Source organism: Peptoniphilus sp. SGI.035 (assembly GCF_050315115.1).
In the GTDB taxonomy this organism is placed as follows: Bacteria; Bacillota; Clostridia; order Tissierellales; family Peptoniphilaceae; genus Peptoniphilus_A.
The window spans coordinates 1-13,711 of record NZ_JBNPOJ010000008.1; the positions used below are offsets into that span (position 1 = coordinate 1).

Here is a 13,711-nt window from a genome sequence, read left to right on the forward strand (position 1 = left end):
TAAGAGACTCAAAATGAATCTCTTTTCTTTCTTAACTTTAATTAACATCTTGAAGTTCTACTACCTTCATTTTAGAATTTTTCCAACTTGCGTTGTCGCCAAGGTCTTCCACTATTTTTATAAGTAATTCGTCATCTTCCAACTCTTCTGAAAATGGTTTTACTCTAGCTTCTGAGTCATGAGGAATCCAATCTATCTCATAGCCAAGATCCTTATTTGTGATTACTCTGCTATTGAGATGTTTTAACTCTTCCTCGTCCTCTATCCTTATATATTTTCCATTTTTTCTAGTGTAGAAAAAAATATCTTGTCCATATTTTTCTCTATAATAAATCATGTAAGCCTCACAAGAAAATTGAAAACTTCCAAGTGGGCTAATGTCAAAAATTACTTTTTTCATTACCTCACCTTGGAAGTATTATATCACAATTATAAAGTTTTATATACAATTTAAGTTTTTTTGTAAATTTTTTATCAAATATGACGCACTATTGAAGAAATAACTTCTTCCCTAGTCATTTCTCTTTTTGGATTAAAATTATTCTTCTCATCTAAATTTAAGTAGCCGCCATTTAGCGCATTGTTGACATAATCCCTTGCGTAATTAGAAATATTTTTAGCATCTTTAATTTTTAAATCTTTGCTCTTTTCTAGCTTAAATAAATTTGAAATTACAACAGCATAATCTTCTCTTGTAATATGGTCCTTTGGAGCAAATTCTTCGCTATTCTTTCCCTTCATTATGCCAAGGTCGTATGCCATATTAACATATTTGTTGTCAGTGTCTTTAAACTGTTTTACTGAACCTTGAGCACTTCTCTTGTACTTAATTTCATGAGCTTTGACTGCAATTTCTGCAAATTCTTCGCGAGTAATTTTCTCTCTTGTGTTTTTTGCAACTTCCTTAGAGAAAAGTTTTAATTCTTCTGCTTTTAACAAATCATTGTATGCCCAGTTGCCATAATTTCTAAAAATCGGAGCCTTTCCAAGATGTAATTCTTCTGTAAAATTTGATTTGCCGTCATTTTTTGCAAACCTAAGTCTAAAAGTGTAACCTGTTGATGGTCCAACTAATGAATCCAATTCCTTTTGAGTAAGAGAAATATATTTTTTATTGTTTTTTACAAGTACATTTTTTGTAATTTTAGATTTTACGTCATTGCCTTCGCTTTTTACTTCAATTTCAATTGCGTCCTTATTTTTTGCATTTTTTATTTCAAAGTTATATACTTCACTTTCTTTAACTGCGCTGACATTAAGGAGCATTGCCACTTCCTTTGCTGCAAAAGCACTTATTGGCATTGCAATTAAAATTATCATCAATATAAATATTTTTTTCATTATTCACCTCGAGTTTTTATAATAACAAATATTCAGGTGAAAATCTTTAAAAATTAAACTTTGTAATCAATTTGTAATCTTTTTGATAAAAAGCTAAAGCAATTAAATTCCTAATAATTTAATCAAGTTTATTTTTTCAATGTTATCATTTTTTTCTTCTTGGATTTTTATTTTCATATCCTCTGAAACTTTTTTCTTCACATCTTCTGGAAGATTTTTCTCTGCAAAGGGATAGACTGTATTATTTTCCTTAGTTGCATGATTTCTCAAAAGTTCAACATAAGCCATGGCATTTGTTAGTATGTGAAGTTTTGCAAGTTCTGATTTAGATTTTTCAAATAAGTTTAAATTATTTTCAAGCTCCATTACATATCCTCTTGCCATTTGATGCTCTACAAGCATTCCACCACGCACAACTTTTTCTGCAACTGGTCCAAGATTTTCTAACATTGCCTTAAATAAAATATCTTCTTCCTTTTTGTGATGTCTTCCATCTGCATACTTCCTTATAAAAATTATTGCATTTTTAAAAAATTCCTCATCCACATTTCCCTTTAATATTTCAAGGCATTTTTCTTCCATTTTGTCACAAAAAATTAAAATTTCTTTATGCTCATCTTCTAAATAATTAATTGTTTCTTTTAAAGTATCCATTTAATCACTTCCTAAGTATATAATTTTCATCTATCTTTTCAAATTTTATATTAGAGGATTCTAAACTCCCTGCAATAAAATTGTCGCGAAATATCCAATAATATTGGGGATCAACATAATTTTTCCAAATGCTTTCGTGAACATCCCTTGTTACTGTAAATACAAGTTCATCCTTATCATTTTTTAAAATTGCAAGTGCGTGGTCGCAAGGCATTCCGTCTAAAAATTTTGAAGTTATAAAAGTAAAGGCTTCAAAGGGAGTTTTCCCTCCATTATAATTTTTGCCCATTTCAAAAAATTTATTTTTTATTTTTTCCAAGTCAAAATCTTTTAGTAAAATTGAAACTGCCCTTGCAAGTCTATTTTCACTTCTTACAACCCTATTGTCAAGCCAACCGTGAATATTGCTTGTGTCGATTATATCTTCAAGTTCTCCTCTTTCAATTGGAAAATCTCTATCTAATTCTTTTTTTAACTTAGCACTTTTATCCTCGTCCAATAATTTTAATAAATTTTCCAAAATATCTTCTTGGAAAATAATTTTTTCGTACATAATGTAATGAATGCGTCCTAAAAATAAACTCATCTTATCCCTCATTTCTCATGAAATAATATCATTTTAGTCAAAAAAATAATGTGATAAAAGTCACAAAATAAAATATTGCTATTTTTTAATAGATTGCTAAAAGATATTATAAATCCACATTATAAAAATTTTAAATCAATGTAAAAAAAGAGGAGCAATACATCAATATAGCTTCTCTCTTTTTCTTGCAAAATATTAAATTATCCTCTTAACTCTTGTCTATTTTCATTAAGCATTTTAATTATTTCCGATAAATTAACTTGTGTGTTTTCAAGAAGTTCATCAGCATAATCTCTTGCGCCTTCTCTTATTTGAGTAGATTCTTCTTTTGCAGATTTTAAAATTTCTGATGCTCTCTCATTAGCTTGTCTTACAAGTTCATTTTCGTCAATAATCTTTTCTGAGTGAGCTCTTGCTGCTGCAATTATTTTGTCAGCTTCGTCATGTGCTCCATTGATTATTTCGTCTTTGTCCTTTGCAATTTTTTGTGCTTCGGAAACTTCTTCAGGAATTTGCATTTTTACTTCATTTACAATTTCCAAAAATTCATCTCTATCAACCATTACCTTATTAGTAAGTGGTATTTGTGATGATGTTTCTACAAGATCTTCCAATTCCTCAACTAAATCAATTAAATTCATATCTTCCTCCTAAGTAATTTTTTCTTCATAGCTTCTCCTACAACAGGAGGCACGAATAAATCTGTATCTCCGTCAAAGGTTGAAACCTCTTTAGCAAGCGTTGAGCTCACAAATAAATTTTCATTAGATGCCAATAAAAAAACAGTTTCAACACCATCTTTATAGTGCATATTTGCCATGGCAAGTGTATATTCATTAAAATAATCAGAAGCTGATCTAAGTCCTCTTACTATTACTTTACAATTTTTTTTCTTTGCATAGTCAACTAGAAGTCCATCAAAAGAATCTATCTCCACGCCCTCTACGCCATTTAGTACCTTGTGAAGGAGTTCTTTTCTCTCTTCAACTGTAAATAATTCTTTTTTTGAAGTGTTGTCAAGAACTGCGACAATTACCTCTCCAAAAATATCCTTCGCTCTTTTTATAATGTCTAAATGTCCATTAGTTACTGGGTCAAAGCTACCCGCATATATTGCTTTCATCTATATCCCATCCACATATGGAAATTGATGTATTTCCATATTTTTTATTTTTTATTTCTACAAAACCTTCGCCAATTAAAAGTGGAATATCAGAATTATACTCCACAATTAGTTGTCCTTTCGGTTTTAATAATTCCTTTTCTCTAATTAGTTTAAAGGCTTTTTTATATAAATCACGCCTGTCAAAAGGTGGATCCATATAAATGTAATCAAACTTTACATCTAAACTTCTAAGGGCTTTATTCAAGTGATCTTCAATTACAACTGCATAATCCAAAAATTTTGCCTTATCTAAATTGTATTTTACACAATCTATTGCTTCCTTTGATTTGTCAATGAAGTAGGCTTTTTTTGCGCCCCTTGAAATGAATTCAATTCCATTTGCTCCGCTGCCACAGAATAAATCTAGGACAATATCGTCAAAAAAATTTTGCCCCAAAATATTGAAAACCGATTCCTTAACTCTATCTTCTGTTGGTCTCGTATCAAAGCCCTTTGGTGCCTTTAATTTGAGTCCTCGTCTATTTCCTGAAATTATTCTCATAAAGCCTCCAAATTAGTTTTATTTTACCATAAGTCAAGAGATAATAAAAGATATTAGTTCAAATCAGAGTAAAAATCAACTATTTCTCTATTTAAGTAAAAATATTTTTTGCTCTCTAAATTTGGATCTTCTTCCAAAATATTTTTCACGTCTTCTGTTGCATATTTTAAAATTGTTTCGTCTCTAAAGGGATCTGCAAGTCTTAAATTTGGCATACCTGATTGTCTAGTTCCCAATATATCTCCAAAGCCGCGAAGTTCTAAATCTTTATTTGCAATATAAAATCCATCGTTTGAGTCTGTCATAATTTTCATTCTCTCCCAAGATATTTCACTTTTAGAAAGATTGTAGAGTATGCAATAGGATTGATGATCTCCTCTTCCTACTCTTCCACGAAGTTGGTGTAGTGTTGAAAGTCCAAAACGCTCTGCATTGTAAATCATAATTACAGTCGCATTAGGCACATTTACTCCAACCTCGACAACAGTTGTAGAGACGAGTAAATTTATTTTGTTCTCTGCAAATTCTGTCATAATTTTATTTTTTTCATCTGCCTTCATCTTTCCGTGGAGAAGTCCAACACTATATTCAGAAAAAAAGTCTTTTAATTCTTCATAAACTTTTTCAACTGCTTGCAAATTTTCATAATCTTCATTTTCTTCGATTAAAGAACAAATTACATAGGCTTGCCTATTTTTTGAAAGCTGAGATTTAATAAAATTAAGAGATTTATCTAGCATATTTTCATTTATTGCAATAGTCTTAATTGGTTTTCTGCCTAAGGGCATAGTCTTTATGACAGAAATATCTAAATCTGCGTAGAGAACTAAACTCAAACTTCTAGGTATTGGTGTAGCCGACATTACAATTGTTGCTGCGTCCTTATTTTTATTTTGAAGCATATTTCTTTGCAATACGCCAAAGCGATGTTGCTCGTCAATAACATTTACTCCTAATTTTCTGAAAACTACATTTTCTTCTATGAGAGCGTGAGTTCCTATTAATATATCAATAGAACCCATCTCCAAATTGTCTAGGATATCTCTTTTTGCATTTTTTGAAGTTGAACCTATTAACAGTGCTATTTTTACTCCAAGAGGCTCTAAAAGCTCCACAAAAGATTTAAAATGTTGCTTTGCCAAAATTTCTGTCGGCGCCATAATAGATGATTGATAGCCATTTAAATAGGCAAGATACATTATTATAATTGCAATAATTGTTTTGCCACTTCCAACATCTCCTTGAATTAGTCTATTTATTGATTTCCCTTTTTTCATGTCGTCAAAAATTTCATCGACTACATTTTGTTGTCCTTCCGTTAATTTAAAGGGAAGATCCTCTATAAAATTAAAAACTTTATCCTTAATTTCAAATTTTATTGCATCTCTTCTTTCATTTTGAAATTTATTTTTTAAAATAGAAAGTTCAAATAAAAATAATTCTTCATAAATTAATCTCTCACGTGCTTGAATGTAATTTTTTCTGCTACTAGGATAGTGAATACTTTTTATGGCGTAATTCTTATCTATTAGAGTGTATTTCTTCAAAATTTCTTCTGGCAAATTTTCTTCAAATAAATTTAAGTCTATTATTTGGCTTATTGCATTTTCAAAGGCAAAATTGTTTAGTCCTTCAGTTAAATTGTAAATTGGAGAAATTTTCCCCAATTTTTTTAAATTATGTATATTTTCAATTTCAGGACTGCTTATGCTAATTCTTCCCCTAAAAAAGTCAGCTTTTCCATATACTAAATACTCACTTCCAATTTTTATTTTAGAATTTAAGTAAAAGGCATTGAAAAAAGAAAGCTCTACCTCTCCACTTCCATCTTCTGCAAGAAAACTTGTTAGAGTAAGACCCTTTCTTATTCTTCTATTTTGAAGTTTTGATATAATTCTAACCTTGAAGGTGTTTTTTTCTCCTATTACTGCATTTGAAATGCTTACAATCTTTGAACTATCCTCATACCTTCTAGGATAATATAATAAAAGATCCTCTAGAGAATAAATTCCAAGCTTGTGGAAAAGTTTCTCCCTCTTTGGTCCAATCCCCTTTAAATTTTTTATAGAATCGCTTAACTTAACCATAATTCTCCTAATACAAAAGCCCAAAGAAAAACTTCGGGCTCAAATCTAAATTAATTCTTATTCTAATGAAAGGATGTAATAATAAATAGGTTGATCACCCTTTATAACATCTATATCCACATCTGGATATTTTTCTTCAATGGCTTCACGAACTTTTTCAGCATCTTCTTCCTTTACATCTTCTCCATAAAAAATGGTTAATAGAGAAATTTCATCATCCATAAGTTTATCCACAGTATCAATTACAACATCAAATACAGTTTTTCCACTGGAGATGATTTCCTTTGATGCAATCCCAATTATGTCGTCCTTGTGAATTTCTTTTCCGCCAATAGTTGTATCTCTCACTGCATAAGTTACAGATGCATCAATTACATTTTCTATGGCTTTCATCATATTTTCTTTGTTTTCTTCTTTATCTGCATCTCCGTTAAAGGCAAGAATTGCTGCAATTCCTTGTGGTACAGATTTTGAAGGAATTACAATAATTTCTCTGTCAGAAATGTCCCTAGCTTGCTCTGCTGATAAAATAATATTGCTATTGTTTGGAATTAAATAGATGACTTTTCCGCCAACTTTATCCACACCCTTTAAAAGATCTTCTGTCGATGGATTCATAGTCTGTCCACCAGCTACGACATAATCAACACCAAGAGATTTAAAGGTTTCAGTCATTCCACTGCCCATGGATACAGTTATGAAAGAATAATCCTTTTCTTCAATAGATTCTTCTTCTTTCTTTTTAGCCTCAGCAACTTCACTGTCATCAAAAAGAACTTCTCTGTGTTGATACCTCATGTTGTCAATTTTAATATCTTGAAGAAGGCCAAGTTCACAAGCGTGTTGCAAAACAATGCCTGGATCATTGGTGTGAACATGAACCTTAATAATATGTGTTCCACTACCACCAACAACTAATAAACAGTCCCCTAGAGGAGCAATCTTTTCTCTAAAAGAATCTATATCTTCGTAATCAGTATTTATAATAAATTCTGTACAATATCCATATTTAAGAGATTTGTCAGCTTCAGTAAATTGGATTTCCTTTTGTGCTTTTTTCTTCAAAGTTTCGTCTTCGCTTTGATCAGCAATGTCCTCGCCCTTTAAAACTTTAAGTGCACCTTCAAGCAACACAACTAAACCCTTGCCACCTGCGTCAACTACCCCAGCTTCCTTTAAAACTTCAAGCAAATTTGGAGTATTATCAAGGGACTTATTAGCTTCAACAATTACATCTTCTAAAAACTTAATTGGATCTTCAGCTTTTTTATGATGCCTAATGGCAAAATCAGCAGTTTCTCTGCCAACTGTTAAAATCGTCCCTTCAATTGGCTTCATAACAGCTTTATAAGTTGTTTCACTTGCTTTTTTAAAAGCATGGGCAATATCAGAAATTCCCGCTTCATTGATTCCCTCTAATCCTTCAGAAAAACCTCTTAGAAGTTGAGAAAGAATTACTCCACTATTGCCTCTCGCACCCATAAGTGCTCCACGTGCTGCTGCAGCAGAAACATCTCCTACTGAAAAATCCCCTTCTAAACCATCAATTTGTTTTAAGGCAGATTTTGATGTAAGGCTCATATTTGTGCCTGTATCTCCGTCAGGAACAGGGAACACATTAAGAGCGTTGACCTCTTCCTTTCTGGATATTAGATAATTTACAGCACCTTTAAAAATTTCTTTTAATAAAGGGCCATTAATTTTTTTTATTTCCAAAATCTTACCTCCACTATTTAAGTCTAATTCCTTCTACCAAGACTTCGATATTATCAACTTCAAGTCCTGTCAAGTTTTCAATATTAAACTTAACTCTCTCTATAATATTTTCACCAACAGTAGAAATTTTTACTCCATATTCTAGAATAACATGAAGTTCAATACTAATTTCATTTTCTTCAGTGTTTACAACAATTCCCTTTGATAGATTTTCAAATCTCAAAAGTTCAAAAATCCCATCTGCGGCATTTTTTGATGCCATTCCAACAATTCCGTAGCTTTCCATTGCTGATATTCCAGCTATGTTTGCAATTACGCTATCTTCTATTACAATATTTCCAAGTTTTCTATTAATAATTGCCGGCATGAGGGCACCTCCTTATCTTTTTTATTATAACAGAGAATTTATAAAAGATTAACAGAAATTAAAAAATTCCTTTGTAAAAAATAATAATTTAGTGGTAAAAAATAATGTTTTAGTGTAAAATAAAAACATATTGAAAAAAATATTTGCACTTAGCAGCAATTTTTGATAGAATATTTGTTGCTTAATGACTAAAGGAGGTGCGTTATGGCTAAAAGATGTGAAATTTGTGGAAAAGAAAAAAAATTCGGAAATAAAATTTCTTTCTCTCACTCTCGTTCTAACAGAAGCTGGTCTCCTAACATTAGAAGAGTTAAAGCTGTAGTTAATGGATCAACAAAAAGAATCAACGTGTGCACTAGATGTTTAAGATCTGGTAAAGTCGAAAGAGCTATATAATTAAGGGTCTTAAAAAAAGATCCTTTTTTTTGTGTATAAGTTACATATCTTGCAATGCAATAGTTTTTATTTCAATTTGATGTTTAAAAAATTCTTGGACTTCTAAACTAAATCCAAAAATCCGCAATAGTGGTAGAGGTTTTCCCATATCAAATATAAATTCTATATCAAACATTTGGCGGCTCAAAATAATGAGTCTTTCTTTTTGTTTAAAAATAATATATGCTAATAATTCTTAATTTAAAATATTTTAGCTTTAAATTAAGGATTATTGCATCTTTAAAACTAAAAGTTTTTTTATTTTACGCTTATACATATTAACTTGCTTTTTCATTTTGAGTTTAGGAATAAATTCCCATAAGTACAATATTTTAAACCAAAAAAAGAACGCGTGCAACCGCGTTCTATAAATATTATGCTCTTGCCAAAACTTTTTGTTTGCCACCTTCTTTATAGACAACAAAAGCGTAAAGTATAGCAATTATAACACCTATTATATTTGCTATCATATAAGGCAAGTTAAAACCAATCTTAGCACCCATAATATAAGCTGTAATGATGTAGACATAGAACATACCTGGAATTAATGATACAAGGAATGCCCTACCATGTCGTTGTAAGTAAATGGAAATCATGGCGAATGCAAATACAGCGATCGTTTGGTTAGCCCATGCGAAGTATTGCCACAAAACATTAAATCCATTTGGACTCAATTTTGCAAAAATTAAGATAGCTAGTACGCATATGAACATACCAATGGATAGACTTAATCTGCTCTTCATAGTTTTTTGTGGAATGTTCAAGTGCTCTGCGATCATAAGTCGTGCAGAACGAAGTGCAGTATCTCCTGAAGTGATTGGAAGAACGATAATTCCAATAATGGCAATTAAACCTCCCACTGTACCAAGCATATCATTTGCAACAAGACCTATAACGGCAGGTTTTCCAATAAGACCAGCGTCAATACCCTTGTTGTAAATACCCATTGCAGCTGCCGCCCATATCATGGCGATAAAGCCTTCAAGGATCATCATGTCGTAAAATACGAAACGACCTTCACTTTCACTCTTTACAGAACGACCTATTAAAGTCGCTTGTGTAGAGTGGAATCCTGAAACGATTCCGCAAGCAACAGTTACAAAGAACACTGGTAAAATTGGTGTTCCCTTTGGATGTGTGTTTAGATTGCTAAAATCTAAGTTATTTAGTTGATAACCATTAAAGAACAAACCGAAGAAAATACCAACAGCTGAAAGTAATAAGATGCCGCCAAAAATTGGATAAACCCTACCGATTATCTTATCAATTGGGAAAAGTGTCGCCGCAATATAATAAGCGAAAATACATGCATAAACTACCCAAACGACAGGGTTTGTTGCTACTGCTTCTTGTTTTAAGACATTAGCTACTATTAAATCTCCGGGAGTATAAATAAACACCGCACCTACGAGAACCATGAGAATGATTACGAAAATATTGTAGATCGAGTATACCTTATTTCCAAGATTGCGCTTAATAAGTCCTGGCATTTGTTCGCCACCTGAACGAATAGATATCATACCGCTCATATAGTCGTGTAAAGCACCGCCAAAAACACATCCAATTGGAATCATAAGAAAAGCCAAAGGTCCAAAGAGAATCCCTTGAATTGGACCCAGAATTGGCCCAGTTCCTGCAATGTTTAATAATTCAATAAGTGCGTTCTTTTTTTTGCTCATGGGAACATAGTCGACACCATCTTGGTTTTTAATCGCCGGCGTCTCCCTATCATCCGGTTGAAATACTTTCTCGGCAAATCGGCCATAAGCAAAACCACCGATAATTAAAATAGCCAAGCCAATGAGAAATGTAGTCATATTCTTACCTCCTTAAATAAAATTTAAAGTTGAGTCTAAAAAACACTTCAACCTAATTTTTTTAATTATATTATTTTTTTTAAAAAAAGACAATATAATCCTTCACATTTTTTAAGATTTTCTTAACTTTTAAGACATATGTTATACTTTTTTAATCTGGCACAATTTCTTCAAAATCTTTAATTATCTTTTTAAAAAAATATTCCTAAAACCACTTTTTAATTGAATACATATATAATTAGATTTTTTAAAACTTATAAAAACAAACTTCTTAAATAGAAAACTTTTTGGTACTCATATTTTTTAATTTAATTTTTCTAAAAATATTTTTCTAATGTCCTTAATTAAATATAAAGACCCACACCACAAAATCATGTCGCCTTTTTCTGCAAGTTCTAGAGTTTTTTCTACAGCTTTTTCTCTATTTTTTATTGCAAAAATTTCTTTTCTTGAAAACTTTTTAAATTCACTCATAAGAACATCAATTTCTGTAAATCTATCGTTGTCAATTTCAGTTAAGACGATTTTATCTGCAATATTTTCGATTTTTCTTAAAATTTTATCGTGATCCTTATCCTTTAAAAGACTAAATCCTAAAATTAATTTATTATATTTGAATTTTTTTATGCTTTCTTCAATTCTTTCAATTGAATCTAAATTATGAGATCCGTCAATTACTACAAGTGGATTTTTAGAAAGACATTCTGTCCTGCCAATATTTTTTGCATTTTTTAGTCCAAATTTTATTTTTTCTTCATTTAAGTTGTACTCAGTTTTTAAGAAATCTAAAACCATTAATGCAAGTGAAGCATTTAATATTTGATGCTCTCCTATTAGATTTATTTCAACATCTTTATAATTTCTAAAGTTAAATTTATTTCCAAACTCATTGGACTTTAAAATTTCAACTTCATTTTCCTTAAATTCGTCAAAGATAGAGTTTTTATAGCTGCTAATTTCACTAAGAACTTCTTCAGCCTCCTTCTCTTGAGGATAACTAAAGACATGGGAGTTTTCTTTTATAATTCCACCCTTCTCCCTTGCAATTTTTCCTATTGTATCGCCCAAAATATTTGCGTGGTCAAGAGAAATGTGGCAAAAAACTGAAATTGATTTTTCCATTACATTAGTTGCGTCAACTCTTCCTCCCATTCCAACTTCCATTACAGCAAAGTCTACTTTTTCCCTCGCAAAAAAAATGTAAGCAAGGGATGTTAAGATTTCAAATCCACTTACAAAAATTTTTTTCTCGTCAAGTTCTTCTACTTTTTCTCTAATTTCTGAAGCTAATTTTGCAAAGTCTTCTTCAGATATTTCTATATTATTGATTTTAATTTCTTCACGAATGTTTGTTATGTAGGGTGAAGTAAATTTTCCCACAGAAAAATTATTTTCCTTTAAGGAATTTGCAATAAAACTTGCAACTGAACCCTTTCCATTTGTTCCCGTAATGTGTATTATTTTTAATTTATCTTGTGGCTTGTTAAATATCTCTAAAAGTGTTTTTATATTATCCGTTGTGAACTCACCAAGAGGGATATTTCTATTTTCAATCCAATTTACTGATTCAGTATAATTCATATCAATCTCCTTTATAAAAATAGTACCAGAGTTTTTGTTGTTATTCAATATTTTAGTGTATCAAATTACATGTAATTATGGTAAAATGGTAAAATAATTAATTGGAGGTTAAAAGATGAATAATGAAATTCGAATTAAAGATTTATTTGTAATCGGTTTTGCACTTTTTGCAATGTTTTTCGGTGCAGGAAATTTAATTTTTCCACCTTATCTAGGACTTATATCGGGTTCACAATGGTGGATTGGATTTCTAGGCTTTACTATTGCTGACGCAGGATTAGGTCTAATTGCAATTATCGCTCTTTCTAAATACGACGGAAATTTAAATGTTCTAGCTTCAAGGGTTAATAAAACTTTTGCAATTATTATCTCAACAGCAATTATTTTATGTATTGGACCATTCTTAGCAACTCCTAGAACTGCAGCTACTACTTATGAAATAGCTATTATGCCAATTTTTGGCGAATCTGTAAATAGATATTTATTCTCTGTGCTTTTCTTTATTGTGTCTTGTCTTTTAAGTATAAGACCAAGCAAGGTTGTAGATATAGTAGGTAAATTTTTAACACCTTCGCTAATAATATGTATCTTAGCTCTAATAATTAAGGGGACTTTTACTCCAATTGGAGAAATTGCAAACACTGCTATGATCGACAATGTTCTTGAAAGGGGAATTACTGACGGTTATCAAACTATGGATGCTATTGCAGGATGTATGTTTGCACTAGTTGTTATAAATGCTGTTAAGACAAGAAAATATTCTTCGCAGACACTAGAAATTAAGGCAACTATTTATTCAGGAATTATTGCAGCTTTATGTCTTGCCTTTATCTATGGTGGTTTAGTATACCTTGGTGCACAAACTTCAAACCTTGGAATCTACGACATAAATACGGATAACACTCAACTCCTTGTAGATATTACAAATAGGGTTCTTGGTGGCGTTGGAGTATATATCTTGGCGATTATAACAGCACTTGCCTGTCTTACAACTGCAATTGGTTTGATTTCATCTGCAGGTAATTTCTTCAACGAACTAAGCAAAGGCAAAATTTCTTACGAAATTGTAGTAATTATTTGTTCAGTTGTTTCTTGTGCAATTTCAATGCTTGGTGTAAGCCAAATAATTAAAATTTCTGCGCCAATTCTTCAAATACTTTATCCTTGTGCAATGACTATTGTTTTAATAGGACTATTTAATGACAAAATTAAAGACGACTTAGTTTTCAAAATTCCATCAATAGTTTCATTTGTGTTTGGTCTTTTGTATGTACTACAAGGTAAAGAATTTCTTGGTGGATTTAATGAAACACTCAATGGATTACTATTAAAATTTCCCCTTGCTACATTTGGCCTTGGTTGGGTTGTTCCAACTTTAATTGGCCTATTGATAGCAATTGTAATTTCAAACTTTAGAAAGCCAAAGGAGGCTTAATGTAAAAAACTCTTCTTACTATAAT

14 protein-coding genes are annotated in these 13,711 nt (G+C 31.1%); 2 read left to right on the plus strand and 12 right to left on the minus strand.

Going from position 1 to position 13,711, the window contains the following annotated elements; genetic code table 11:
• Nucleotides 1–37 precede the first annotated feature (37 nt).
• The 10 genes from ACQRC6_RS05280 to ACQRC6_RS05325 all read right to left on the minus strand — a co-directional run bounded on the left by ACQRC6_RS05280 (nt 38) and on the right by ACQRC6_RS05325 (nt 8,418).
• Nucleotides 38–400, minus strand: a complete 363-nt coding sequence (locus ACQRC6_RS05280) for a hypothetical protein (protein ID WP_293559691.1) — start codon at nt 398–400, stop codon at nt 38–40.
• 74 nt (nt 401–474) lie between these two features.
• Nucleotides 475–1,341 carry an S-layer homology domain-containing protein gene (locus ACQRC6_RS05285; protein ID WP_427848045.1) on the minus strand — a complete coding sequence of 289 codons (867 nt, stop codon included), beginning with the start codon at nt 1,339–1,341 and terminating at the stop codon, nt 475–477.
• Between the two features lie 102 nt (nt 1,342–1,443).
• Nucleotides 1,444–1,995, minus strand: a complete 552-nt coding sequence (locus ACQRC6_RS05290) for a hemerythrin domain-containing protein (RefSeq protein ID WP_293559695.1) — start codon at nt 1,993–1,995, stop codon at nt 1,444–1,446.
• Nucleotides 1,996–1,999: 4 nt separating this feature from the next.
• Nucleotides 2,000–2,581, minus strand: a complete 582-nt coding sequence (locus ACQRC6_RS05295; RefSeq protein WP_427848046.1) for a hypothetical protein — start codon at nt 2,579–2,581, stop codon at nt 2,000–2,002.
• 200 nt (nt 2,582–2,781) lie between these two features.
• Entirely contained in the window at nt 2,782–3,222 is a 441-nt protein-coding gene (locus tag ACQRC6_RS05300; RefSeq protein ID WP_169967852.1) for an ATPase, read from the minus strand.
• The gene (gene coaD, locus ACQRC6_RS05305; protein ID WP_169967853.1) at nt 3,219–3,704 is read right to left on the minus strand and encodes a pantetheine-phosphate adenylyltransferase; all 486 of its coding nucleotides are present in this window, start codon (nt 3,702–3,704) and stop codon (nt 3,219–3,221) included. Before coaD ends, ACQRC6_RS05300 begins: the two co-directional genes overlap by 4 nt.
• On the minus strand, nt 3,682–4,248 hold the full coding sequence (rsmD, locus tag ACQRC6_RS05310) for a 16S rRNA (guanine(966)-N(2))-methyltransferase RsmD (RefSeq protein WP_293559701.1): 567 nt from the start codon (nt 4,246–4,248) through the stop codon (nt 3,682–3,684). Before rsmD ends, coaD begins: the two co-directional genes overlap by 23 nt.
• A 53-nt stretch (nt 4,249–4,301) precedes the next feature.
• On the minus strand, nt 4,302–6,335 hold the full coding sequence (recG, locus tag ACQRC6_RS05315) for an ATP-dependent DNA helicase RecG (protein ID WP_169967858.1): 2,034 nt from the start codon (nt 6,333–6,335) through the stop codon (nt 4,302–4,304).
• Between the two features lie 57 nt (nt 6,336–6,392).
• Nucleotides 6,393–8,051, minus strand: coding sequence for a DAK2 domain-containing protein (locus tag ACQRC6_RS05320; protein WP_427848047.1), 1,659 nt, complete (start codon nt 8,049–8,051; stop codon nt 6,393–6,395).
• Nucleotides 8,052–8,064: 13 nt separating this feature from the next.
• Nucleotides 8,065–8,418, minus strand: a complete 354-nt coding sequence (locus tag ACQRC6_RS05325; RefSeq protein ID WP_075658970.1) for an Asp23/Gls24 family envelope stress response protein — start codon at nt 8,416–8,418, stop codon at nt 8,065–8,067.
• Between the two features lie 204 nt (nt 8,419–8,622).
• Between ACQRC6_RS05325 and rpmB the strand changes: the two genes are divergently transcribed.
• The gene (gene rpmB / locus ACQRC6_RS05330; RefSeq protein ID WP_019106947.1) at nt 8,623–8,814 is read left to right on the plus strand and encodes a 50S ribosomal protein L28; all 192 of its coding nucleotides are present in this window, start codon (nt 8,623–8,625) and stop codon (nt 8,812–8,814) included.
• Nucleotides 8,815–9,227: 413 nt separating this feature from the next.
• Here the strand turns inward: rpmB and ACQRC6_RS05335 are convergent, their stop codons facing one another.
• Nucleotides 9,228–10,670 carry a carbon starvation CstA family protein gene (locus ACQRC6_RS05335; RefSeq protein WP_427848048.1) on the minus strand — a complete coding sequence of 481 codons (1,443 nt, stop codon included), beginning with the start codon at nt 10,668–10,670 and terminating at the stop codon, nt 9,228–9,230.
• A gap of 303 nt (nt 10,671–10,973) precedes the next feature.
• The gene (locus ACQRC6_RS05340; RefSeq protein WP_427848049.1) at nt 10,974–12,251 is read right to left on the minus strand and encodes a bifunctional folylpolyglutamate synthase/dihydrofolate synthase; all 1,278 of its coding nucleotides are present in this window, start codon (nt 12,249–12,251) and stop codon (nt 10,974–10,976) included.
• 115 nt (nt 12,252–12,366) lie between these two features.
• Between ACQRC6_RS05340 and brnQ the strand changes: the two genes are divergently transcribed.
• On the plus strand, nt 12,367–13,686 hold the full coding sequence (gene brnQ / locus ACQRC6_RS05345; protein WP_427848050.1) for a branched-chain amino acid transport system II carrier protein: 1,320 nt from the start codon (nt 12,367–12,369) through the stop codon (nt 13,684–13,686).
• Nucleotides 13,687–13,711: the final 25 nt, after the last annotated feature.

What these genes read in the sequence shown, in the direction of transcription:
- rpmB (WP_019106947.1), top strand. Translation starts at nt 8,623, where the DNA reads ATGGCTAAAAGATGTGAAATTTGTGGAAAAGAAAAAAAATTCGGAAAT.
- ACQRC6_RS05335 (WP_427848048.1), bottom strand. Translation starts at nt 10,670, where the DNA reads ATGACTACATTTCTCATTGGCTTGGCTATTTTAATTATCGGTGGTTTT.
- ACQRC6_RS05285 (WP_427848045.1), bottom strand. Translation starts at nt 1,341, where the DNA reads ATGAAAAAAATATTTATATTGATGATAATTTTAATTGCAATGCCAATA.
- coaD (WP_169967853.1), bottom strand. Translation starts at nt 3,704, where the DNA reads ATGAAAGCAATATATGCGGGTAGCTTTGACCCAGTAACTAATGGACAT.
- ACQRC6_RS05340 (WP_427848049.1), bottom strand. Translation starts at nt 12,251, where the DNA reads ATGAATTATACTGAATCAGTAAATTGGATTGAAAATAGAAATATCCCT.
- ACQRC6_RS05300 (WP_169967852.1), bottom strand. Translation starts at nt 3,222, where the DNA reads ATGAATTTAATTGATTTAGTTGAGGAATTGGAAGATCTTGTAGAAACA.
- brnQ (WP_427848050.1), top strand. Translation starts at nt 12,367, where the DNA reads ATGAATAATGAAATTCGAATTAAAGATTTATTTGTAATCGGTTTTGCA.
- ACQRC6_RS05280 (WP_293559691.1), bottom strand. Translation starts at nt 400, where the DNA reads ATGAAAAAAGTAATTTTTGACATTAGCCCACTTGGAAGTTTTCAATTT.
- ACQRC6_RS05295 (WP_427848046.1), bottom strand. Translation starts at nt 2,581, where the DNA reads ATGAGTTTATTTTTAGGACGCATTCATTACATTATGTACGAAAAAATT.
- recG (WP_169967858.1), bottom strand. Translation starts at nt 6,335, where the DNA reads ATGGTTAAGTTAAGCGATTCTATAAAAAATTTAAAGGGGATTGGACCA.
- ACQRC6_RS05290 (WP_293559695.1), bottom strand. Translation starts at nt 1,995, where the DNA reads ATGGATACTTTAAAAGAAACAATTAATTATTTAGAAGATGAGCATAAA.
- ACQRC6_RS05325 (WP_075658970.1), bottom strand. Translation starts at nt 8,418, where the DNA reads ATGCCGGCAATTATTAATAGAAAACTTGGAAATATTGTAATAGAAGAT.
- rsmD (WP_293559701.1), bottom strand. Translation starts at nt 4,248, where the DNA reads ATGAGAATAATTTCAGGAAATAGACGAGGACTCAAATTAAAGGCACCA.